The organism is Flammeovirgaceae bacterium SG7u.111 (assembly GCA_034044135.1).
In the GTDB taxonomy this organism is placed as follows: Bacteria; Bacteroidota; Bacteroidia; order Cytophagales; family Flammeovirgaceae.
This window is the reverse complement of sequence record CP139021.1, coordinates 4,423,035-4,444,365: the sequence shown is the minus strand read 5'-3', so window position 1 is coordinate 4,444,365 and position 21,331 is coordinate 4,423,035. Positions and strand designations below refer to the sequence as shown.

Here is a 21,331-nt window from a genome sequence, read left to right as displayed (position 1 = left end):
AGGTTGGTGCGATTGAAAATGCTTAAGGCTAAAAAGTGGGTGTAAAGACATTAAAAACCGCTTAAGATCACTAGAAAATGGAATCGTAAGCGGTTTTTGAAATTTGATAGGGGGGTGATCAGTCTAAAATACTAATCCTAACCTTTTTCTTTTTAAGCCTACTATTGTTCAGTTCGGCAGCGAGTTCTTTGGCTTTTGTTTTGGGAACGGCAACAAAGGCGCAGTCCGATTTCAGCTCAATTGTACCCAACTCTTCTTTCTGCAATTGACCTTGTTTAAAGAACAAGCCAGCAATATCCCCTTTAGAGATTTTGTCTTTTCTCCCTCCTGATATAAACAGGGTTTCCCAAGGGCTATTTTCTGGCGAGTCGGTCGGTTCGAGCTCGAGTTCTTCCACACCACTGATAAACCTAGGAAGTGGTTTTTTCTCCCATTTCAAAATATAGGCGGTGCCATTGCTGTGCATCCTTGCGGTTCGCCCATTTCGGTGGGTAAATTCTTCTTCTCTATAAGGAACTTCAAAGTGTATGATAAAATCCATTTCGGGAACATCTATTCCCCTAGCAGCCAAATCTGATGCGAGGAGTAGGCGGTGTGTTCCATTTCTGAATTTTATAAGCGCACGCTCTCTTTCTTGCTGTTCCAGTCCACCATAAAAGCAGGCATGGTCAATGTCTCTGTTGTAGAGGTAATCACTTACATCTTGGATGGTATCCTTTAAATTGCAAAAGATGATGCCGCTGCCTTCGCCTATGAATCCGAGCAACCTTACCAAGGTATTCAATTTATTTTCCGAGGGGGAAATGATAGCTTTTAGCGTTAGCTGATCAGTTTTTGTATCCGAAAAATCTAAAAAATCGGGTTGGTTTATCCCTACAAATTCAGGTATTTCTACCCCTTGTGTAGCAGAAGTGAGTATCTTTTTTTGCAGGTAGGGGAGCAATTCTAAAATTTCCCTCATCTCAAATTCAAATCCCACTTCAAGGGACTTGTCAAACTCATCGAGCACGAGCGTTTTAATATGTTTGGTGGAAAAGGTTTTCCTTCTCAAATGATCGGCAATCCTTCCCGGCGTACCTATCAAAATTGCTGGCGGATGTTTAAGGTCTTCTTTGTCTTTCGATCCGGCTCTTCCGCCATAAACAGCATTCACTTTATATCCGCTTCCCATTTCTCTGGTTACTTGCTCTATCTGGATGGCAAGTTCTCTGGAAGGAACGAGAATAAGTACCTGAACCTGGTCAAGATCAGGGTTGAGTTGGGACAGAATGGGCAAGAGGAATGCCAACGTTTTTCCAGTACCCGTAGGGGAAAGCAAAATAGTATCGTTTTCAGCCAAGATAGCCTTGTGGGCATCTTTCTGCATTTTGTTTAAACCTTCTATGCCCAATTTTTTCAGGATAGCATCCTGATCTTTGATTTTTCCTAACATGAGGGCAAAGGTACAGCTTATTCCCTTTGTGGAGTGCTTCTTTAGGTTTCTTTACTTATTCTCCCTTCAAAATACTTCTATTCATCAGTTGCCTTTCTTCGTTCGGGTCTTGTTCGGAAGGGATTTTCTCTAAAGCATTCATATAGGAGGCGGGAAGGTTATTCTCTTTTGCCCCCGAAACTATAAATGCTTTGTACCAATGATAAGGGATAAGATTTTCGTCAATGGCTTCGGGAGCGGCTATATACACTTGGGTGGTATATACTTCGCCCTCGGCAGCTGTTACTTCAATGTGCGTTTCATTGTAGCCAAAATGTAAACCTTCGGCTTTATCGAGCAGATGTTTTTCTGCTTCATCCAAATTGTACAGAATCCCCCAAACTCTGTGTTCAATATTTCCTGTTTTAATGATAGTTGCTTTTCCTGAGCCATCTCTGTTCTTTTTTATGCATTTCAATAGGTATCCGTCAAGATAGGCATTTGTTATTTTTTTAGCAGAAGGGACTCTTTGGGTAATCCTATTGAGGTTCATGTTAGAACCATATGAAAAAATGATCATGCTTGTTGTCTGTTTTTTTTGAGTTGGATTTCAATTTTCCTTAGTATAATAAAACTCGGTAAAACTGGAAGTGAAGTGCAAAAAAGATGAACTTAATGTTCTTTAGGGAAAGTAGGAGTCGGGATGGTAGTAAATAAAAGAGCAGAAATGGTATGACCATTTCTGCTTTAAAAGAATATCAATTTCTTTGATTATGACTGGTTTGCCTCACTTTTCTCTATCAGCTCTTCTATTCGAAGGTTGAGCATTAATTCATTTTCTCTCGATTCCTCCAGAAGATTACTTATTTCCTGCTCTTTTCTCATCATCTCTTCTTGGGTTGCTTCCATCTCTTCCATATTTTGCCTCATTTCTTCTTCCTGAGCCCTGAGCTGCTCGGTTTGGGCTTGCTGTTGCTCAAGGAGTGCTGTTGTTTTTTCATTCACTCTAACAGAAATAAAGGATGATGCCAGTATTTCACACGCTTTTTCTAAGAAGTCGATGGTATTTTCATCAAACTCTTTGAAAGAAGCAAGTTCTAAAACACCTTCTGTATTTTCATTGACCTTGAGCGGGACTAGTACGAGGCTTCTTGGTCTTGCATCACCTAGGCCAGAAGATATTTTTATATACTTTTCAGGGATTTCTTTGAGGAAAGTGGTTTCTTTTTCGGCAAAAACCTGTCCTACTAGTCCTTCTCCAACCTTGATCTCCATGTTTAAATACTTCTTTCGGCTGTAAGCATAGCAAGATACCATTTCGAGCATTTCATTATTATTTTTCTTCAATGTAAAAATACTACCTTGGTTAGCTCCTATATATTTTACAAGTTCCAAAATGAACTCGTCGGCAAGTTCAGTCAATGTTTGGTGGTTTTTTCGGATGATTTCCGATAGAATAGCGATGCCTTCGTTTACCCAAATTCTTCTCTCTTCTTGGGTTTTTACTTCGAACATTTGATCTCTCATCTCCACAAGCTCGGCAGCCAAGTTGTCAGTGTTGAGGTGTCTGTTTTTTTCATTAAGGCCATCCCATCTTACGCTATAGTCACCTTTAGTAATACTGGTAATAAAATCACTGGCTCTTTTTAGATCTTGGGCAAGCTTGTCTATTACTTCTTTTTCATTGTGGTATTCTACAGTCTCGCCATCGTTAAATATGTATTGTTTGCTGCTTTCCGAAAGTTCTTCTATCAGCAGCTCTCTTTGCTCATCGCTTCTTTTCAATGATCTTACTGCGATTATTAATGCAGGAAACCCTACCAATACTAAGAGTATTCCTGTTACCAAGTTCACAATTGTTACTCGGTTATAGCTTTTTTCCAAGTCAGCTTTCAAGTTGTCTTGATGCTCAAATAGGATACTTTCAAATGCTTGTTTGTCTTCCCATAATTTCATTCCCGAGTCTTTATTTAAGAGTGCCATAGCCCCATCAATGTCACCATCCTTTGTTAAGCCTACGATTTCATCGGCTTCTAACATTTTTGCATGAATCATTTCTTTGTACTTGGCCCATTTATCGTTGATCAGGTTACAATCAGCCATGGTGTTTTCAAGCTTTTCCATCCATATTGGATAATTTTCCATCCCATCAAAGTGAGGGGCTAAAAAACGATCTTCTTGAATAAGTAAATATCCTCTTAGTCCTAAGTCGCTCAGTCTAATTTGAGTTTCAAGGTTAGCTAAGTAGTCTGATATTTCTTGGTTAGTATCCTCTAGTTTGGAAATTTGTTGTACCGTATATCGAGTATATACTAAAACGGCACTGTTAATGGCTAAAAGAGTGATGAAGGCATAAAGTAGATAGGTTACTTTATTGTTTTTGGCTATTTTATTGATGTTTCTCATATTACTTTGTGCTAATACCCTGAGTAGACTTATAGATGTTTTGATTATAAGACAAAACGTGTATTCTACACAATTCTTATTTAGTACAGTGAAGTACTTTTAAAGAAAAGTGATGTGTAATATGTTTTTTATTTGATTAGCCTCTTATACTAGTTTTTTATTCCTCTATTTAATGGCTTTATAGGCTTCAGTAGGTCTGTCTGTCGCCAAAATATCTACTCCATTATCTAGCAGTTTTTGATATACTTCTATTCCCTTTTGCTCAGCCTTTTTATCGAGGTTGCCCATTGTCCCCATTATGCAGAAAATTCCAAGTTCATGTAGTTTTATATAATGCTCAGGTGCTGATGATGTTGTTCCGGTAAAAGCGACCATTCTGTTAGTTGGAATTCCCGCTGATAGTAATCTTTCTAGCTCATCGGTATTTCTAGCAGAAACAGAAAGCATCAGTTCGGGGGCAAGTTCATAAACCTTTTTTGCATCTTCGGCACTGTAGGTAATTATTGCTACAAAAGCTTCACTATGGGTTTCACGAACTTCTTTTACCACTTTTTCAAATGGGACTCCTCGCTTCACGTCTAACATCAAAATCGCCTTTCCTTTCCCCCATTCTAGCGCTTCTTTGAGCGTAGGGACAGAAAACTCAGTAATAGCACCCTTGGTGTCCTTCAGTTTTAGCGATTTGATATAATTCCATTCTTTTTCGAGTACTTTGCCTGTTCCGTTGGTAGTGCGGTCGAGGGAATAATCGTGCATCATCAGGAGTTTGCCATCTTTGGAAATGGCAATATCACATTCGATGATGGAAGGTTGGGAATTACAGGTATTCTCAAAAGTTTCAATACAATTTTCCGGAAATCCGCTTTCAGGACCGCCTCTGTGCGCGCTAACGAGGGCTTGGCTTTTGGGTGTCCATTTGAAAAATGCCTGAAGTTCTGTAGCAGTTTCAAATTGAAATGGCTTAGTGCCTTGGGCGAGAATGAGTTGAGTTAATGTAAGAAGAAGTATGCTTGTAATGAAAGTCTTTTTCATGTCTATATTTGTGGTTGCTATTTAGGTAAATACCTTTTTAGGTAGATGTTCTAATTGCCTATTAGGAATTTACTTTCAAAGGTAAGTTTGTTTTTTTTAAATAGCAGCAAGCTTGTTTAACATAACAAAAAGAAAAAGCAAAGTTTAATATTATGCCGAGCAAAAGCCAGATAAGAAACAGGAGTGAGTTGATCAAAAGGGAAGCCCTACGGCTAGGTTTTGACTTTTGTGGGGTTTCTAAGGCAGAAAGGCTGGACAAGGAAGCCCCTAAGTTGGAAAGCTGGCTCAACCAAGGCATGCACGGGCAGATGCATTACATGGAAAACCACTTTGAAAAACGGCTTGACCCAAGAGAGTTGGTGCCTGGGGCGAAGTCTGTAGTAATGCTTATGATGAATTATTACCCCCAAAAAGACCATGCTCAGGAGGAAAATTATAAGCTTGCCAAATATGCCTACGGAGAGGATTACCATTTTGTGATAAAAAGAAAGTTGAAGTCTTTGATGCAGTTTATTGGCGAGGAAATAGGGGAGGTAGATGGCCGCTGTTTTGTAGATTCTGCACCGGTAATGGAGCGTGCTTGGGCGAAGAAAAGTGGGTTGGGTTGGGTTGGCAAAAACTCACTTTTGCTCTCCAAACAGGCGGGAAGCTTTTATTTTTTGGCTAACCTAATTATCGACTTGGAGCTAGAGCCAGATGGACCTGTAAAAGATTATTGCGGTAGCTGTACCAAGTGCCTCGATGCTTGCCCTACCGATGCCATTCCCCAGCCCTATGTGGTGGATGGAAGCAAGTGTATTTCTTATCTCACCATTGAGCTGAAAGAGGAAATTCCAACGGAGTTTGAGGGCAAATTCGAAAACTGGATGTTTGGTTGCGATATCTGTCAAGATGTTTGCCCTTGGAACAGATTTTCCAGGCCGCATCGAACCGCAGAATTTGAACCGCATCCCGATCTGGATAAAATGAAGCCCAAAGACTGGGAGGAAATCAGTGCCGAAGTGTTCCAAAAACTCTTCAAAAAGTCAGCTTTGAAACGAACGAAGCTGGCTGGGCTTAAGCGAAACATTGATTTTATAAAGAAAAAGCCTAGCTAAATTTGATCGCCCTAATCGGGTTGATCCTTGAAATAATGATAGTAGGGAGAACCAATACGATGGAAATCAATACGATAAAAAGAATGTTTAAGCCAATGATAGCACCCCAGTCGAAGGCTATGGGCACTGCGTCCATGTAGTAGTTTTCCGGGTCGAGGGGGACAAGTTTGAACTTTTGCTGGAGGACTCCGAATGTTATTCCAACAGCATTTCCCCAAAGCAAACCCTGAGTGATCATCTTCACTCCGTTGAAGGCAAAAATTTTCTGGATTTGCCAATTGGTAGCACCTATGGCTTTGAGTGTCCCCACCATATTTGTTCGCTCCATAATCATGATGAGCGTGATGGAAACCACGTTGAAACAGGCAACGAACAGGATCACGAACATGAAAACATAAACATTTCGGGTGAGCATTACGAACCAGTCGAAAAACTGGACATATTCATCGGTCACCTTGAACAGTGCCAAGTCAAAATCCATTTCGTCCCAAACGAGTTCGGAGGTTTCTTCTAAGTCAGAAAAATCTGAAATGGTAACTTCAAATCCTCCAACCAACGTGTCGCCCCAGTTGTTAAGGCGCTGGATCATACGATTGTCGCCGACTATCAGTATCTTATCAAAATCCTCAATCCATGTAGTGTAAATCCCCACAATTTGGAGCTTCCTTATCCGAGGAGGGTCTTGGGCAAAAGTCATGATAACTTCATCGCCTACACCCAATAAGAGCTTGTCAGCTATATATTTACTCACCAGTATTTCAGTGGAGTATTTTTCCCCGCTCAGGTCAGGGAACCTCCCTTGGGTGATGTTCTTCTTGAAAAACAATGAGTCGAAATCCCTTCCAACTCCTTTGAGCGTTACCCCAAGAACTTCGTCTTTGGTTTGGAGTAAGCCAGGTTTCCTGCTGTAAACTTGGATGTGGTCTACGCCGGGGAGGTTAGCTGCATTTTGGTAAATATCATAGCTTGTAGAAACAGGAATCTCTTCATAAGAATTGCTCATGTCGAACTTGCTGAGCCTGATATGGGAAGTAAAACTGAATATTTTGTCTTGTATGGTAGTTTTAAAGCCTTTGAAAACGGCAAATGCGCCTATCATTACGGCTAGGCCAACGGCTATGCTACCAATGGCGATTCTCGAAATCAATAATGAAAAACTACTGCCTTCTTTGGCTCTAAGTCGATTCGCTACAAACAGTGAAATGTTAAACTTCATTGATTCCTAATGTGATACAATAATGTGTTGGGAGTTTAATAAACAACATTAACTGGCGCAAGCGTCTGCTTGTGTGCCTTCTTAGTTTCAATGTTACTTAGAAGTTCCGAAAATAAGTAAACAGATACTATTTGCAAAGGTTTAGGTTTGAAAAGAAATGGAAGTGCAGGAGGCATCGGCTTATTATCGCATCTTCAAATCATTGTATAATCAAATAGCTTTTAAAAGCTAAAGCTCCTCCTCTACAATTTCATGTTCAATGGCTTCTTCTAAAAAGGAACGAAGCATCACCATTTGCTCTTTTGCCAACCTTTTTCCAGTTTGGCCTATTAGCCAGACGGCTGTTGCAATTAAGGCTGCCAATAGGCACACCCAAAGTCCCCACGGTGTTTTTTTGAGCATCATTTGAGAAAATCCCATCATGGAACCCAGCAAGCCCATTACGCCAAGTCCAGAATAGATAAATACGAATTTAGTCCAAACGTTTGGTGCAGGACCGATCAGGCAACGGACGAAAGTACCTTCTTCCTTGTCTTCCAAGTCCACATCCATTTGGGGCGACCAGTAGGTTCGCTGTTCTTTTGGTATTTTGAAAATGAGATGATGCTCCAAGGTCACGCCTTTTACTTTGGACTTATTATTAACCAAAGCATCTTTTATTTTTTCCACAAAAGCGGGTCGGGCTATGGGCGAGTAAAACCGAAACCGTGGGCGGAGTTCAATTCCAGTTGAAGACATAACAAAGGGTGAGTTTTATAGATATTTTCCGAGGATGAAAATAAACTTACAAATTCCTTCTTAAAATCAATGCAGAGGTATGGATAAAAACCAAAATTGTATATCTAGCTGCCTTTGATGTATAAAACAACAATTTCACCAGATGAAAAGCTTGAACAAAGACATTTATGACCCGCAGTTTGTAAAAGGTATGTTCGATAGGATGTCCAAGACCTACGGGGTTGCCAATTATGTTTCCTCCTTTGGGTTTACGGCAAGATGGCGGAGGCAATGTGTGAATGATTTGCCAGAAATTGATCAAGCTTCAGTAGGTTACGATTTAATGTCGGGCATGGGCGAGGCTTGGGGCGATATTCAGCGAAAAGTGCTTTCAGAGGGGAAAATAATAGCAGTAGATATTTCTGACGATATGAACAAAAAAGCTGCAGAGCACACAAAGCGGCTAAAAGTTAAAAATGTAGAACTGCTAAAAATGAATGTGCTGAACGATGAAATCCCTAGCGATTCAGCTGACTTTATCATTTCTACTTTTGGTATAAAAACGTTTAGCCTAGAGCAACAGGAACAGTTGGCAAAAACGATAAGTAGAGTGTTGAAGCCAAGAGGAGCTTTTTCTTTAGCAGAGGTTTCTGAGCCAAACGGCTGGTTTTTAAAGTTTTTTTATATGCTGTACCTAAAGCGAATCATTCCTTTTATCGGAAAATACTTTTTGGGAAATGCGGAAGACTACCGAATGCTTGGTGTGTACTGCGAGGAGTTTAAGGACAGTCGGTCCATGTTGGAATTTCTTAGGAGAGAAGGCTTGGAAGTATCTTTTCGAAGCTATTTTTTCGGTTGTGCTACTGGGGTTGTTGGTAGGAAGGGGCAGCTGGGGTTTAAAAAAAACGTCCCGATCATTTTAAATGATCAGGACGCTGATTCAAGTTTATCCTAACTTTATTTTTCCTTTTCCACCTTTATTATTTCCTTGGTTGAACTGGCTTAGCTTTATCTCGGTGAGTTTTTGCTTCGTGTTCAGCGGGAATTCGTTACTCATTATCCAGTCATAATAGCCAGGTTCTTTTTCAAGTACATCCAAAACTGGTCGGTTTCGGTGCTTTCCAAAGTTGAAAACAGCCACACCCTTGTCGTTGTAGACCATCCTGCCAGCTAGGTCGACCAAGCGCTGGGAGGTGATCTCGTGTAGCGAGTTGATATCATTTTTTACAGGGACATACTTCTTGCCTGTTTTCGGATCTTCTATTTCCTTGCCCTCGTATCTTGCTACTTGTGCATCTAATACTTCAAACGTGGCAATGGTATCAGCCTCGGCACTGTGTGCATCTTCCAGTTCTTTTCCGCAATAAAACCTTACCGCAGCTCCCAGCGTCCTTGGTTCCATCATGTGGAAAATCTTTTGGGCGTCTATCAGTTTGCGGTTGCTTACATCAAAGTTGATGTCTACCCGCAAAAACTCTTCTACCAAAAGCGGCAGATCGAAGCGAAGCATATTGAAGCCACATAAGTCACAACCTTCTAAAAATTTAGCCAACTCTTTGGCAAACATCTTGAAAGTCGGAGCATCTTTTATGTCTTCATCGTAGATTCCGTGGATCAGGCTGGTTTCTATCGGTATTGGTCTTTCTGGGTTTATTCTTTTTGTAACAACCGTTCTTTCTCCATCGGGCATCACCTTGAGCGCGCTAATTTCCACTATGCGATCTTTGGTTGGGTTAATGCCTGTGGTTTCCAAATCAAATGTTACGAGAGGGTTTCTGAGTTTCAGATGCATTTTAATTCTTTTTGTTTTGCTAAGTTATGTAGTCAAGTTAAGGATTTGAATTTATAATATCAATTGTTTAGTTAGAAGGAACCAGCCAGCTCTTCAGCAGTTTTAGTTGATCTGGAGTAGGCTCGGCAACCGCTTCAAAATGGTTGAGCTCTTCTCTAGCAACTTCTTGTAAGGGAGCTATCAGCTCTACTTTCTCAGTTTGTTCTTCTTTGCTTTCGCTTCCATCCTCAGCTTGTACTTTTCTTTCTATCAACATAGTGAGCGTATCACCTGCGCTGCTTTCCGTCTGCAATTTATTTATGACAACCTGCGCCGTCCCCATGGTAAGCGTATCGCCGTTGATACTTCTGATTATGTCGCCAGTTTTGTAGCCCATTTCCTTTCCAAAATCATCTATATTATCGATGTTGTCCACGAAAATGTTGCCGTTTTCATCGGCATTCAATGCTATATTTCCAAGGGAAATATCTTTGATGATCGCCTTTTCTTGGTAATCGAACCCAACCATTTTAAATGTTTCTTCGAGTGGAAGAGGCTCAGGACCTTCTACATATTTTGCAAAAAACTCACGGATTTCTGGGAAGCCTGTGATCTCAGCAATTTTATCGAAAAGCTCATCGTCTTTAAAAGCTTGGTTTTTGCCATATTCTTTTGAGAGGTCTTGCATCAAATTCATTAGGCCATATTTTCCATCCGATAGTTTGCGAAGCCTAATATCGAGACATAAGCCTATTAGCGCACCTTTTTCGTATACATTCCCATATTCATCTTTGTAGGTTTTTAGCACTTCCTTGCTCATTTTGGTAAATGGCAAGGTGTCTTGATAACCTGACGCATTCCTGATTTTTTCTTTTATCACACCCAAGTACTCTTCTAAGCCAATAAGCTCGTGTTGTACTTGCACATGACCGGCAAAATATTCGGTACAGCCTTCGTATAGCCAAAGGTGCTTCGACATTTTCGGGTCTATGAAATCAAAATCCTGAATTTCTTCGGAGTGGATGCTCAATGGGGTGATGATATGAAAAAACTCGTGTGCGGCAATGTCTTTTACACTGGCAGCTAAGTATTCGTGGTAAGCTTCGGGAAGTTCTTGCAATACATAAAATGAAGAATAAGAATGTTCTAAAGCTCCGATCATACCCGATTGAGTTGCTTGGTCGGTGAGGTAAATAATGAAGGCATACTTTTGAATTGGCAGCGTTCCGCCGAGGTATTTGCGCTGAGCCTCCAATATCTCGGCAATGTTGTCTCCTACAAATTTGGATGAAAGTTGTTTGTTTGGAGAGTAAACCGAGACGATGATGTCCGCACCACCTACTTCCAAAATAGTAGTGTCAGGCTCGTTGTACATGATAGGCGCATCCGCCAGATCCATGTAATTATCAATCACAAATACATCCGACGAATCGGTGCTTTGCTGGGCAATAAGAGAGGTAGAACCGTAAAAGCCTTCTGGTTTTTTGAAAGTAACTTTGTAAGGAGTTGTTTTCATCCCATCGAAATAACCAAAGAAGGCAAAAGTGTTGATCACGAAATTTTTCCCAGCTTCAATGTTACTTCCCGCAGGCTCAAAAATCACGTTCCCTTTCTTAGTATCCCAAGTGTCTTCCACCTTATAGGTGATTTTGTAAAGCTTCTTGGCTTTCTTTATTTCCCAGCTGTTTTTAGCTATATTTTTTGAAGGAAGTTTTTTGCCTTTTTTGTCGTAAGCGGTGAACTTGGTAACAAACCTACCGAAGTCAGAAATGCTGTAAGTACCAGGCACTACTTTGGGGATATTGTACCTTATCACGTTTTCTTTTACTTTAGGAGGGAAAAGAGTAACCTCAAGCTCATCGCCATCGGAGTTCCTCAAATCTATTTCAAAGTTGTATTGTTCTTTATTTTGTGCAATTGCTGTGGGGAGCAGTGCGGTTAGGTAAATGATGGATGCTACTACTAAAATAACCTGCTTCTTCATCTAAATTCTATTTATCTGGATTATATGTGTGATTAATAATAACATTCGGCAATGCATAAAAATACACAATGCGAATGCAGGCACTGGTGCTAATTTAATAATAAAATTTGGCTATGTTAGGCAATTGCCTATTATGTGGAATAGGTGGTTGCATAGGTTGAGCAAATACTTATTACAAAATTGGGATTAATGCATGGATTCAAAGTTACGACAAATGAACTGTCTTTTAGTAGAAAAAAAAGATGAACGGTTTGGATTATTTGTGTATTTCAGGTTGTTTTCCTCTTAGGTTGGTAAGTTCAAACCAAGAACAAACATAAAATAACAGAAAAAAACGATGGGAATTCAGGTTGAAGAAGTAAGTAAATTAGACTACCAAGAGCTGATAGAAGTATGGGAAGCTTCCGTACGGGCCACACACGATTTTTTGAAGGAGGAAGATATCCACTATTTCAAACCGCTGATTTTGAACACCTACTTCGATGCAGTTGAGCTGAAGTGTGTGAAAGATAAAAAGGGGAAAGTTGTCGGTTTCTTAGGTGTTGCCGATCAAGGGCTTGAGATGCTTTTTATCCATCCTGACAGCAGAGGGGAGGGAATAGGGAAGATGCTGGCGAACTACGCCATAGAAAATTTTGGGGTAGATAAAGTGGATGTGAATGAGCAAAACGAACAAGCGGTCGGGTTTTACAAAAAGCTCGGTTTTGAAGTAAAGTCACGTTCGGAGTTGGACGGAACGGGAAAGCCTTATCCTATTCTTCATATGGAGTTGGGGAAATGAATTTAGAACTTATCTAGATAAGATTTTACGTTTAACAAAAATCTAAACTGTGTGTTTTATGCTTGAAAATCTCCCAAAAAATGAAGTAAAGCAGAAAACTAGTTTAGTTTGAGATTAAATTTGTTTATTTAAGCCTTGGAAACGTAAAACTAGACACTAACTATTAATTAATCTATAAAAGACATGAAACCTATAGTAACTACAAAAACATCTTTATTGGCAGAAGTTGAGGCAAAACTTAACGAGCAAATTAAGCTAGAAGGGGTATCGTCGCAATATTATTTGGCAAGTGCATCTTGGTGCGATATCAATGGCTATCAAAATGCAGCTGACTTTTTGTTTAAGCATGCTGATGAGGAACGCATGCACATGATGAAAATATTCCGATATGTAAATGCCTCTGGCGGGCATGCGCTTGCTCCAGAAATCACCGATATAAAAAGTCATTATGCTTCACTGAGAGAAGTATTTGAAGAGGTGCTTTCCCACGAAATCAAAGTAACTCATTCAATCAATGATTTGGTGGATTTTAGCTTCCAAGAAAAAGATTATGCTACGTTCCAGTTTTTACAATGGTTCGTTTCTGAGCAAAGAGAGGAGGAGGAGTTAGCAAGAAGAATCTTGGAGATATTTGATATAATAGGAGAGGAAGGGCAAGGCCTTTGGATGATAGACCAAGAAATTGGTAAGTTGGGATCTGGAGATGAAGGTGTTGGTAGTGCCGCTCCTGATGCTGCTGAATAAATAAGAATTGAAAAAGTTAAATAAATTGAAAAGGGCTACTCAGATTTCTGGGTAGCCCTTTTCCTATTGACAGAGATTGGTTTTATGCAACCACTTTCTTAAAAGCTTTGGTAAAAAGCTTCATGTCATCCATCGTACCTATGCTTACACGGCAATAGTTTTGGTCGCGGAATTTCCAATATTTCACACCGACTTGCTCCATCGCCATCTTGGTTCTAAACTCCTTTCCATCCATAGAGATTGGGAAAAAAACGAAGTTGGTAGCTGACTTGATGTAGTCATATCCCATTTTGTCGAGCGTTTTATAGAGATAGTCTTTTGACTTGGTGTTCATTTCACGGCTGTACTTAAAGTATTCACCATCTTCGTAGCTAGCCATAGCCGCTGCACAAGACGTTGCAGAAATAGTACCTCCCCTAGATCCGAAAATAGAAATATTGGCAATGGTAGAAGGCAAAGCAACCAAGTAGCCAATTCGTAAGCCAGCAAATGCGTGCAATTTAGAGAACGTACGTGCTACCATTACGTTGTAGCCTTTTTTTACGCACTGAATCATAGAGTTTGGCTCTGGATTATCTACATAGTCTATGTAAGCCTCATCTATGAATATTGGTGTTTTTTTTCCAACTGACTCGCAAAAACTTACCAGTTTGCTGGCGTTCATTGTTTTGCCAGTAGGGTTGTTTGGGTTGCAGAGGTAAACCAAGTTATTGGAAGAGCTTGCCTTAGAGCGCATGGCATCAAGATCAATATCTAAGTCATCGGTAAGAGGAACTCTTTCGCATTTGCCACCGTGTGCAGTTGCAGTTCGGATGAGTGACTCATAAGTAAGGTCAGGAGCTAATATGCTGCCCTTTGTTTGGTAAGTGTAGTACATAGAAGCAGCGCTAAGCAGTTCGCTAGAACCAGCACCTAATAAAATATGGTCAGGTGTAACCCCTTCTTTCTCAGCTATCATTTTGATGAACTCACGCTTGTATTTAGAACCATAGCGGAAGCTTGTGTCAATAGCATCTTTCAATGCTTCTTTTGCTTTTTCAGAAGGACCAAATGGGTTTTCATTCGAGGTAAGCCTAGCCTTCATTGGTGGCAGGTCGATTTCCGCTTCTGCGAAAGTAAGCTCACTTGGGTCTAGCAACTGCTTTGGTGAGAACACCTTGTTTGGCGCAGTTTTAGATTTTGCGCTTAGCATACTTGGGCTTAAAGCCAGTCCTGTGGTAAGAAGTGCCCCAGACTTTAACCAACTTCTTCTGTCGATTTTCTTGATCATGATTATACTGTTTATATATGAGTTAAAAAGAGGAAAAGACGCTATTAAAAAAGATGGTACATGGGTAGACTTTACTTTTTCACAAAGTATAACCGCTATAGGCTATTTATTAAATTAGCCATAAGGGCATTGCCTACAAGAAAGGTGAAATAAAAGGTGAAGTGAGGGAATTAGTAATAATGGAAGGTTATGCCATTATTTTATTAATTAGTTAACAAAACCGTTGTTTTGTTAAATCGAAACCAAATATATACATCTATTATTAACAATACAACAAAAACAGGCTTTAAATGCATTTCTTGGCTAATTCAATAACTTTCCTGCCAAAATTTGTGTTACAATTTTTAGAGCAAGAGATGTGGCCATTATTTATTCTTGCCAACATCTCTCCACATAACCAATATGGTTTGGCGTCTGTTCATCATAAAAAGTGTAGGAAGCCAAAATGAATCTGCCAAAGCTGACAACGCACTTCTTTGACTAGCACTCACTTTCTTAATCTAAGAATTACTGTCATGAACCTAAAAATCTACCTCACAGCCCTGGCGGTGTTGTCATTTTCTTGTGCATTTTCCCAGTTCAGGTTATTGGGCACAGCCGACTATATTTCTGGAAATTGTATCCAGCTTACTCCCGATGTTGAATATAGCAATGGCTTGGCTTACCATTACACTAAGCTAGACCTTGAAGGTTATTTCGAAATCCAATTTGATATTTTCTTGGGCAATAAGGACGAAGGTGCAGATGGGATTACTTTTGTGATTCATAACGATCCTCGGGAGTTTGACGCATTTGGTACTTGGGGCGAGTGCATGGGCTATGGAAGGTGGCATCCCGATGCTGTTTGGGCAAGTTCAATCACACCTTCTGTTGCCATTGAGTTCGATACTTACCAAAACTTGCAACAACTAGATCCTTATTCAGATCATGTGGCTTACTTGGAAAATGGTATAAGCATGCATCCGACTTTTTGGAACAATAATGATAAGGCATTTGATATAGAAGATGACCAGATGCACGATTTTAGGTTCAGGTGGGATCCCTCCATTCAAATGATTACCGTTTTGTTGGATGGAAATACGGTGTATGAAGGGAAGCGAGATTTGATAGATGATGTATTTGGTGGGGCTACACAAGTAATATGGGGCTTTACGGCTTCAACAGGAAGGAAGTCGAACTTGCAATATTTCTGCTTAAGAAACTTGGTGAAAGCTGATGGGAATGAATCTGTTTCACCAAATGGCATGGATTTTCCAACTCAGCCCATTAAATCGGTGGCGAGCATTAATGAATAATGATATAATTGAAATGCAAGTAAACCATCTGTTCTGTGGTTCACGCAGACAAAATTTGAACAAGCTCTTAACCTAAACCAAAACTGTTGCGTAAGTTCCTACTATAGTAGTAGTAAAAATCGAATTTGAATGAATTTGAACATGGATAGCGACCCCCTTAGCCTTCTTCTTGTTGTATTATTAGCATTGATATTCTGCTCTTGGTTGAGTAAACCTTTTTCATCCAGTAATCTTTATTCTTTCTCATTTGTATTTATATCCATTTCACCTTTGGGTAAAAGAGAGTGGGGTTCAGTTTTTTTAGCAAAAAATATACCTCTGGCTTATCTTTTTTATTCTTCTGTAGGGAATTCGGGAGAGTCAAATAATATTCTTTCTCGAAAATACAGAAAACTCAGGAAGTTTAGAGGAAATGCAGTTTTGTCCCTAAAATTGTACCTGATTACACAGGTGATGATTGTATTAGTGGGAATTGGGTACTTGCTTTTAGAGCACCCTTTGGATGTAGATTCCAAAGTCCTTTCATTTCTAGTAGGAATAGTACTGGGAACAATTACCTGCATGTGGATTTTATCTAAAAGAAAAAAAGTAGGGTACGTGGTAGAGTACCTACGTTTGGTAGTAGTTGTACTATTTTTAGCATACCTCACCCAGTACCAATACTACTTCAGAGAAGTTCTTTTTATCTCTTCTGGCACCGTCTTCTTGTTCTTTTTCTGGCTTATTACTCTTTTGAGGATTTTCAAACGCTGAACCTTTCTTAGCTTTCAGTAGTATTTTCCTTCTCCTCATTTGGCGAATTAGGTACTACAACAGTAAACGTAGTTCCTTCCCTAACAGAAGATTGGAAAGAGATTTTCCCTTTGAGTTTGTCCACCACATTTTTTACAATGAACAGCCCAAGTCCAGACCCGTGCGATTGGTCAGTAGCCCTGTAGAACATCTCAAAGATTTTTGCCTGGCTATTTGGAGGAATACCCATTCCATTGTCCTTCACTTTTATCACTGCTTCCTTGTCGTCAGATTCTACGCTGATATGGACATATTGCTCGTCTTTAGAGGGGTTTTGATATTTGAAGGCATTGGAAACCAAATTGCTTATGATAATACTCAGCCTCGTATTGTCCGAATAGAATTCTACACCATCTTTTACATCTATCTTTACCTCTACATCCTGCGTATTGTTGAATCTCAAGATGTTTACAGATTCCTCAATTTGATTTTTGAAGTCAATAATTTCATGCTTGTTGTCTACCCTTGTGTTTCGGGAAAGGGTGAGAAGGTTTAGTACGAGATTGTCGAGCCTTTTTACACTACGCTCAATCAGGTCGAAGTACTCACGTATGCTATCGAGCGATTCTTCGTTTTTGCAAATAGAAATAAGTCCTTGGATGGAGAGGAGAGGCGAGCGAAGGTCATGTGAGGTATGGTAAACGAAGTTATCCAATTCAAAATTAACACGCTTGATCTCCAAGAAGCTTTCTTTCTCTTCGGTAACGTCTTTGATAACTCCTTCGAAGAAATTCTCTTCTTTGAAAGACCTTCCAGAAAGCGAAAGCCATATTTTTTCGCCGTTTTCTTTTCTAAGGAACAGTTCGTAGCCATCTATGAGCCCACTTCTGTCTAACTCTTGTTTGATTTTTACTCCATCTCTTATGTTGAGCATGTCCCCAAAAGCACTCTTTTGGGTAAGGTTAGTTCCCAAAATTTGCCAAGTACGGTCATTTCCTTCCATCAAAAGCCCTGTCCGCAGGTCGTAGCGGAAAATACCCACCATGGAATTTTGGTAGATATTTCTAAACTTGCTTTCGCTAAGCTGAAGAGCTTTTTTGCTTTTCGCTTCGGCAGCGCTTCGGGCTTCTATTTGCTCAAGCATATGGTTAAAACTATCGTAGAGGTCTCCAATTTCATCCTCGCTTTCCTTCTGAACCCTGAGCGAATAATCTGCATTGTCAGAAACTTTACTGGCTGCATCGGCAAGATTTTTTACAGGTTTGGAAACCACTCCTTGTATGGCATTGGCAAAGATGAGGGAAAGCACTACTATGATGGCCACTACCCCAGAAATGAGTAAAATAAAATTTTGCAGCTTATCGGTAAGGAGTTGGGTGCTTATTTTGAGGATTACCCTTCCATAAAACTCTCCTTCGAACTCAATGCGCTGGACTATGTAAAAGTTCTCCCCTTCAAATACGGCTGTATTTTCGGCGAGCATAGTAAATTTAGAAGGTATTTCACAGCCTTGGTTGTACGTGGCAAATACTTCGTTGTCTTTGCCAAATATGGTAGCGCATTCCACTTCTGGAATGTTGTTCAACCGGTCAAGTACCTCTTTTTCTACAAATTGTTTCCTATTGAACTCCATGGGTCCGACACAAAACTCGGCAATGAGCTTCGCATTAGTGACCATACTATTGTGCAGGTCTTGCTTCAGACTGTAGTTCAGAATGAAGTAGAAAGAGGTAAAGCCTGCTAAAACGGCGAATAGTGTTACGGTTAGGATTACGCCAATCAGTTTTCCCTTGATTGATAGTTTTTTAAACATGTTTATTTATGGTTGAAATTTTACGACCTTAGCAACCTGAAATAGCTGGTAACCAATTGAAAGCCCTGACTTGTTTGCGGCATCTGGATTTAGCTCGAAACGGATTTCCCCATTTTCGGTAAAGAAGTTGATCATGATGCCATCCTTGGCAAACCCCGTGTATTCTCCTACGGTGAGGATAGGGTGTGACTTGGTTTTTTGGATGATTTCGGGAAGGCTCTCTTTGAACTCACTCGAAACAAACAAAATGTGGCAATCTGAAACTTCTTCAGAGGAGAAAACTAGCGAAACTTTTACAGGTTTGCCCTTCACTGTTCTATCTGCATAGATATAGTTGAGGTACTGGTAAAAGTTTTCGTCGCCCAAGATCTTGATAGAAAATGTCTCTTCTTGATCTTTGGAGGGCCAATCGATAAACTTTGAAAAGCTAATGAGCCATTCTGCCTTGTTGGCAACTGTCCCTTCTTGTGCTTTTACCTCGAATCCCATCGCCCAAAAAAGGGGCAATAGCACTGATAAAGCCAAAAATGTTTTAAAGTTACCAACCATTAGAAATAGAATTGTTTTACTAGAGCTGTTAATTACCAAAGTGTTTAAATTTCAACGCATGTACCATTTCTTTATTTAGTGAACAAAAGAAATATTACTGATACGACGAAGGTTAATCACGATAAGAAGTTGTTGTAAACTCCATATCAAAAAAAAATCTATCTAAAATATGCGCTTCTAAGCAAATTTTATAGAAGTAGATTATTAGATAAATTGATTAGTTACTTGTTTGTAACAAGCTTTAATGAAATGCTGATTTTTTTAGTTGAAATATTGATTCTATTCTAATTATTTGGCTGGTTGACATCAGGCAGCTTGTTCCAGTAGAAATATTGTATGTTGAAAGAAAACAGGTTAGTTTTTGCCCATATCATCTTCCAAATATATTTACATGCTAATAAAAAATAGGCTAATTGTAAGAAAAAGTATAAGAAAGATAAATCACAAGGTGAAAGTCACACAAAAAATAGATGGAATCACTAAAGAAGTATGTTTTATTTACTGCGGTTGATCACATAAGCCATAAGCTTTTCCATAGAGTTTTTGTATGGACTTTCTGGAAATAACTTTAGTGTTTCAATCACTTCTTCGTAGTACTTGTTCATCACGTTTGTAGCATATTCCAAACCTCCCGAATTTTTTACAAAATCAATTACTTGATTTACTTTTTTAGGCTGGTTGCTTTGGTTTTTTATGATGAAAATGATTTTTCTCTTTTCAAGCCACGAAGCCTTAGAAAGTGCATAAATAAGTGGCAAAGTCATTTTTTTCTCTTTTATGTCTATGCCAACGGGTTTGCCTATTTCTGCTTTTCCATAGTCGAACAAATCGTCTTTTATTTGGAAAGCCATACCAAGTTTTTCCCCCATTTCTGCCATTAGTTTCACTTTGTCCCCGTCGGCTCCAGTAGAGCTAGCACCCACCGCACAGCAAGAGGAAATAAGCGTAGCGGTTTTCTGACGGATAATCTCAAAATATACCTCTTCGGTGATATCGAGCTTGCGGGCTTTTTCCATCTGGAGAAGCTCGCCTTCGCTCATTTCTCGCACCGCTTCCGATACTATTTTAAGTATGCCAAAATCTTGGTTATCAATAGAAAGGAGTAGTCCTCGTGAAAGCAAATAGTCACCTACTAACACTGCAACTTTGTTTTTCCAAAGCGCATTGATGGAAAAGAAGCCCCTTCGGTAATGGGAATCGTCCACCACATCGTCGTGGACGAGAGTTGCCGTGTGCAGCAGCTCGATAAGCCCTGCTCCTCTAAATGTTTTTTCTTGGATTTCGCCGCACATCCCAGCACTCAAAAATACCAGCAAGGGCCTGATCTGTTTGCCTTTACGCTTCACTATGAAGCTCATTATTGTGTCGAGCAAAGCCACCTTTGTGGTCATGAATTGCCTGAATTTTTTCTCAAATTCTTGCATTTCAGAGGCTATTGGTGCTTGTATGTCTTTAATCTTATCTGCCATACTTTAGTTGCCCCATTTCTTTTGCTCAGCGCATTTGGTGGGAACCTGTATCCTTTGAAGGACTAAAAAATCCTATCTTGGTTTAAAAATAGTTAATTTACTGTAAATCAGTTTTTTGTTGTGTACTTGCTTTACTTGCTGCCAAAGCTGCTTTCCACGAATTGGCAATTATACAATCTTCTGCTCTAATTAACCAAAAAGCACTCAAGTCCTCGTGAATTTTTGGTAAAAAGGTCAGTAGTGTATTTCTACAGTTTCCTAATCGAATGGATGGACTAATTGTTTGGGATAACTTAGGGTTTCTGGCCAAGTTCTTAGTACATCATTGGCGCGTACACAATTTTTTTGGTTTCGAAAAAGGGCTCTTCAAAATATGAGCTCAGTTCTTCGGTACGGTAATCTCGCTTAAATACGTCCAGCTCTTCGTTCAGGTCACCGCCTTTTAGGCAAATCAATCCGTTCCATACGCTGCTTTTTCCGCCATCTCCTAGTTTTCCACCTACCCAACCCCAAAGGTCTGTGATAGAAGCTACCGCTCGGGTAACGGCAAAATCATATCTCCCTTTCAATTGCTCCACCCGGTTTTGCTCAGCTCTTACATTTTTGAGTTCAAGTGCCCCGCTCACCTCGTTGACTACCTTTATCTTTTTCATAATAGAATCGACCAAGTGGAACTTTACCTCGGGGAAAAGGATAGCCAAAGGGATGCCTGGAAAACCACCGCCTGTACCTATATCGAGCACCGCAGTTTCAGGGGCAAAGCTTACAAACTTGGCAATAGCCAGCGAATGAAGGATATGGTGGGTATAAAGATTGTCTATGTCCTTACGGGAAATGACGTTGATTTTCTGGTTCCAGTCTCGGTAAAGCCCGTCCAACAGTGCAAATTGCTTTTTTTGTTCCTCGCTCAGCTCAGGGAAGTATTTTTCTATGATTTCCATCCTGCAAAGCTACGCTTATTTGGGAAAAGAGGAATATTTTTGGGCGGTAGTGAAATTAGGATAGTAGGTTTTAAGTGAATTAATAGTTGGTTGCTCTCTATCT

Annotated in this window: 19 protein-coding genes; 6 read left to right on the top strand and 13 right to left on the bottom strand. The window is 39.9% G+C overall.

Annotated elements, in window-relative coordinates; translation table 11 throughout:
* Window positions 1–118: 118 nt before the first annotated feature.
* The 4 genes from R9C00_17440 to R9C00_17425 form a co-directional block, all read right to left on the bottom strand.
* Entirely contained in the window at window positions 119–1,432 is a 1,314-nt protein-coding gene (locus tag R9C00_17440; GenBank protein WPO33487.1) for a DEAD/DEAH box helicase, read from the bottom strand.
* Between the two features lie 55 nt (window positions 1,433–1,487).
* A complete protein-coding gene (locus tag R9C00_17435) occupies window positions 1,488–1,991 on the bottom strand; it encodes a gamma-glutamylcyclotransferase family protein (GenBank protein WPO33486.1) in 504 nt (167 codons plus the stop codon).
* Between the two features lie 191 nt (window positions 1,992–2,182).
* Window positions 2,183–3,817 (bottom strand): CHASE3 domain-containing protein, encoded by a 1,635-nt coding sequence (locus R9C00_17430; GenBank protein WPO33485.1) that lies wholly within the window; start codon window positions 3,815–3,817, stop codon window positions 2,183–2,185.
* A 165-nt stretch (window positions 3,818–3,982) separates the two neighbouring features.
* Entirely contained in the window at window positions 3,983–4,849 is an 867-nt protein-coding gene (locus R9C00_17425) for a glycerophosphodiester phosphodiesterase family protein (protein ID WPO33484.1), read from the bottom strand.
* A gap of 152 nt (window positions 4,850–5,001) precedes the next feature.
* On the opposite strand from R9C00_17425, the gene queG reads away from it, so the two are divergent.
* Window positions 5,002–5,946 (top strand): tRNA epoxyqueuosine(34) reductase QueG, encoded by a 945-nt coding sequence (queG, locus tag R9C00_17420; GenBank protein WPO33483.1) that lies wholly within the window; start codon window positions 5,002–5,004, stop codon window positions 5,944–5,946.
* Here the strand turns inward: queG and R9C00_17415 are convergent.
* Both R9C00_17415 and R9C00_17410 read right to left on the bottom strand, forming a co-directional pair.
* On the bottom strand, window positions 5,939–7,162 hold the full coding sequence (locus R9C00_17415; protein ID WPO33482.1) for an FtsX-like permease family protein: 1,224 nt from the start codon (window positions 7,160–7,162) through the stop codon (window positions 5,939–5,941). The two genes, queG and R9C00_17415, sit on opposite strands and share 8 nt — an antisense overlap.
* A 228-nt stretch (window positions 7,163–7,390) precedes the next feature.
* Entirely contained in the window at window positions 7,391–7,900 is a 510-nt protein-coding gene (locus tag R9C00_17410) for a hypothetical protein (GenBank protein ID WPO33481.1), read from the bottom strand.
* Window positions 7,901–8,042: 142 nt separating this feature from the next.
* On the opposite strand from R9C00_17410, the gene R9C00_17405 reads away from it, so the two are divergent.
* Window positions 8,043–8,834: a class I SAM-dependent methyltransferase gene (locus R9C00_17405; protein ID WPO33480.1), complete on the top strand. Its 792-nt coding sequence runs from the start codon at window positions 8,043–8,045 to the stop codon at window positions 8,832–8,834.
* On the opposite strand, the gene R9C00_17400 is transcribed toward R9C00_17405, so the two are convergent.
* On the bottom strand, window positions 8,826–9,671 hold the full coding sequence (locus R9C00_17400; GenBank protein WPO33479.1) for a 3'-5' exonuclease: 846 nt from the start codon (window positions 9,669–9,671) through the stop codon (window positions 8,826–8,828). The two genes, R9C00_17405 and R9C00_17400, sit on opposite strands and share 9 nt — an antisense overlap.
* A gap of 67 nt (window positions 9,672–9,738) precedes the next feature.
* A complete protein-coding gene (locus R9C00_17395; GenBank protein WPO33478.1) occupies window positions 9,739–11,634 on the bottom strand; it encodes a peptidase M61 in 1,896 nt (631 codons plus the stop codon).
* 337 nt (window positions 11,635–11,971) lie between these two features.
* Between R9C00_17395 and R9C00_17390 the strand changes: the two genes are divergently transcribed.
* Complete coding sequence (locus R9C00_17390; protein WPO33477.1) at window positions 11,972–12,415, top strand: acetyltransferase; 444 nt, start codon at window positions 11,972–11,974, stop codon at window positions 12,413–12,415.
* A 183-nt stretch (window positions 12,416–12,598) separates the two neighbouring features.
* Window positions 12,599–13,159, top strand: a complete 561-nt coding sequence (locus R9C00_17385) for a ferritin (GenBank protein ID WPO33476.1) — start codon at window positions 12,599–12,601, stop codon at window positions 13,157–13,159.
* An 82-nt stretch (window positions 13,160–13,241) separates the two neighbouring features.
* Here the strand turns inward: R9C00_17385 and R9C00_17380 are convergent, their stop codons facing one another.
* Complete coding sequence (locus R9C00_17380; protein WPO33475.1) at window positions 13,242–14,429, bottom strand: histidinol-phosphate transaminase; 1,188 nt, start codon at window positions 14,427–14,429, stop codon at window positions 13,242–13,244.
* A gap of 515 nt (window positions 14,430–14,944) precedes the next feature.
* On the opposite strand from R9C00_17380, the gene R9C00_17375 reads away from it, so the two are divergent.
* Both R9C00_17375 and R9C00_17370 read left to right on the top strand, forming a co-directional pair.
* Window positions 14,945–15,724, top strand: a complete 780-nt coding sequence (locus tag R9C00_17375; GenBank protein ID WPO33474.1) for an L-type lectin-domain containing protein — start codon at window positions 14,945–14,947, stop codon at window positions 15,722–15,724.
* A 129-nt stretch (window positions 15,725–15,853) separates the two neighbouring features.
* Complete coding sequence (locus R9C00_17370) at window positions 15,854–16,477, top strand: hypothetical protein (protein WPO33473.1); 624 nt, start codon at window positions 15,854–15,856, stop codon at window positions 16,475–16,477.
* Between the two features lie 7 nt (window positions 16,478–16,484).
* Here the strand turns inward: R9C00_17370 and R9C00_17365 are convergent, their stop codons facing one another.
* The 4 genes from R9C00_17365 to rsmG all read right to left on the bottom strand — a co-directional run bounded on the left by R9C00_17365 (window position 16,485) and on the right by rsmG (window position 21,228).
* A complete protein-coding gene (locus R9C00_17365; protein ID WPO33472.1) occupies window positions 16,485–18,269 on the bottom strand; it encodes an ATP-binding protein in 1,785 nt (594 codons plus the stop codon).
* Between the two features lie 6 nt (window positions 18,270–18,275).
* Complete coding sequence (locus R9C00_17360) at window positions 18,276–18,818, bottom strand: YfiR family protein (GenBank protein WPO33471.1); 543 nt, start codon at window positions 18,816–18,818, stop codon at window positions 18,276–18,278.
* Window positions 18,819–19,312: 494 nt separating this feature from the next.
* Window positions 19,313–20,287 (bottom strand): polyprenyl synthetase family protein, encoded by a 975-nt coding sequence (locus R9C00_17355; protein ID WPO33470.1) that lies wholly within the window; start codon window positions 20,285–20,287, stop codon window positions 19,313–19,315.
* Between the two features lie 314 nt (window positions 20,288–20,601).
* Window positions 20,602–21,228, bottom strand: coding sequence for a 16S rRNA (guanine(527)-N(7))-methyltransferase RsmG (gene rsmG, locus R9C00_17350; GenBank protein ID WPO33469.1), 627 nt, complete (start codon window positions 21,226–21,228; stop codon window positions 20,602–20,604).
* Window positions 21,229–21,331: the final 103 nt, after the last annotated feature.

What these genes read in the sequence shown, in the direction of transcription:
- rsmG (WPO33469.1), bottom strand. Translation starts at nt 21,228, where the DNA reads ATGGAAATCATAGAAAAATACTTCCCTGAGCTGAGCGAGGAACAAAAA.
- R9C00_17385 (WPO33476.1), top strand. Translation starts at nt 12,599, where the DNA reads ATGAAACCTATAGTAACTACAAAAACATCTTTATTGGCAGAAGTTGAG.
- R9C00_17370 (WPO33473.1), top strand. Translation starts at nt 15,854, where the DNA reads ATGAATTTGAACATGGATAGCGACCCCCTTAGCCTTCTTCTTGTTGTA.
- R9C00_17395 (WPO33478.1), bottom strand. Translation starts at nt 11,634, where the DNA reads ATGAAGAAGCAGGTTATTTTAGTAGTAGCATCCATCATTTACCTAACC.
- R9C00_17375 (WPO33474.1), top strand. Translation starts at nt 14,945, where the DNA reads ATGAACCTAAAAATCTACCTCACAGCCCTGGCGGTGTTGTCATTTTCT.
- R9C00_17400 (WPO33479.1), bottom strand. Translation starts at nt 9,671, where the DNA reads ATGCATCTGAAACTCAGAAACCCTCTCGTAACATTTGATTTGGAAACC.
- R9C00_17415 (WPO33482.1), bottom strand. Translation starts at nt 7,162, where the DNA reads ATGAAGTTTAACATTTCACTGTTTGTAGCGAATCGACTTAGAGCCAAA.
- R9C00_17430 (WPO33485.1), bottom strand. Translation starts at nt 3,817, where the DNA reads ATGAGAAACATCAATAAAATAGCCAAAAACAATAAAGTAACCTATCTA.
- R9C00_17365 (WPO33472.1), bottom strand. Translation starts at nt 18,269, where the DNA reads ATGTTTAAAAAACTATCAATCAAGGGAAAACTGATTGGCGTAATCCTA.
- R9C00_17405 (WPO33480.1), top strand. Translation starts at nt 8,043, where the DNA reads ATGAAAAGCTTGAACAAAGACATTTATGACCCGCAGTTTGTAAAAGGT.
- R9C00_17410 (WPO33481.1), bottom strand. Translation starts at nt 7,900, where the DNA reads ATGTCTTCAACTGGAATTGAACTCCGCCCACGGTTTCGGTTTTACTCG.
- R9C00_17380 (WPO33475.1), bottom strand. Translation starts at nt 14,429, where the DNA reads ATGATCAAGAAAATCGACAGAAGAAGTTGGTTAAAGTCTGGGGCACTT.
- queG (WPO33483.1), top strand. Translation starts at nt 5,002, where the DNA reads ATGCCGAGCAAAAGCCAGATAAGAAACAGGAGTGAGTTGATCAAAAGG.
- R9C00_17440 (WPO33487.1), bottom strand. Translation starts at nt 1,432, where the DNA reads ATGTTAGGAAAAATCAAAGATCAGGATGCTATCCTGAAAAAATTGGGC.
- R9C00_17360 (WPO33471.1), bottom strand. Translation starts at nt 18,818, where the DNA reads ATGGTTGGTAACTTTAAAACATTTTTGGCTTTATCAGTGCTATTGCCC.
- R9C00_17435 (WPO33486.1), bottom strand. Translation starts at nt 1,991, where the DNA reads ATGATCATTTTTTCATATGGTTCTAACATGAACCTCAATAGGATTACC.
- R9C00_17355 (WPO33470.1), bottom strand. Translation starts at nt 20,287, where the DNA reads ATGGCAGATAAGATTAAAGACATACAAGCACCAATAGCCTCTGAAATG.
- R9C00_17425 (WPO33484.1), bottom strand. Translation starts at nt 4,849, where the DNA reads ATGAAAAAGACTTTCATTACAAGCATACTTCTTCTTACATTAACTCAA.
- R9C00_17390 (WPO33477.1), top strand. Translation starts at nt 11,972, where the DNA reads ATGGGAATTCAGGTTGAAGAAGTAAGTAAATTAGACTACCAAGAGCTG.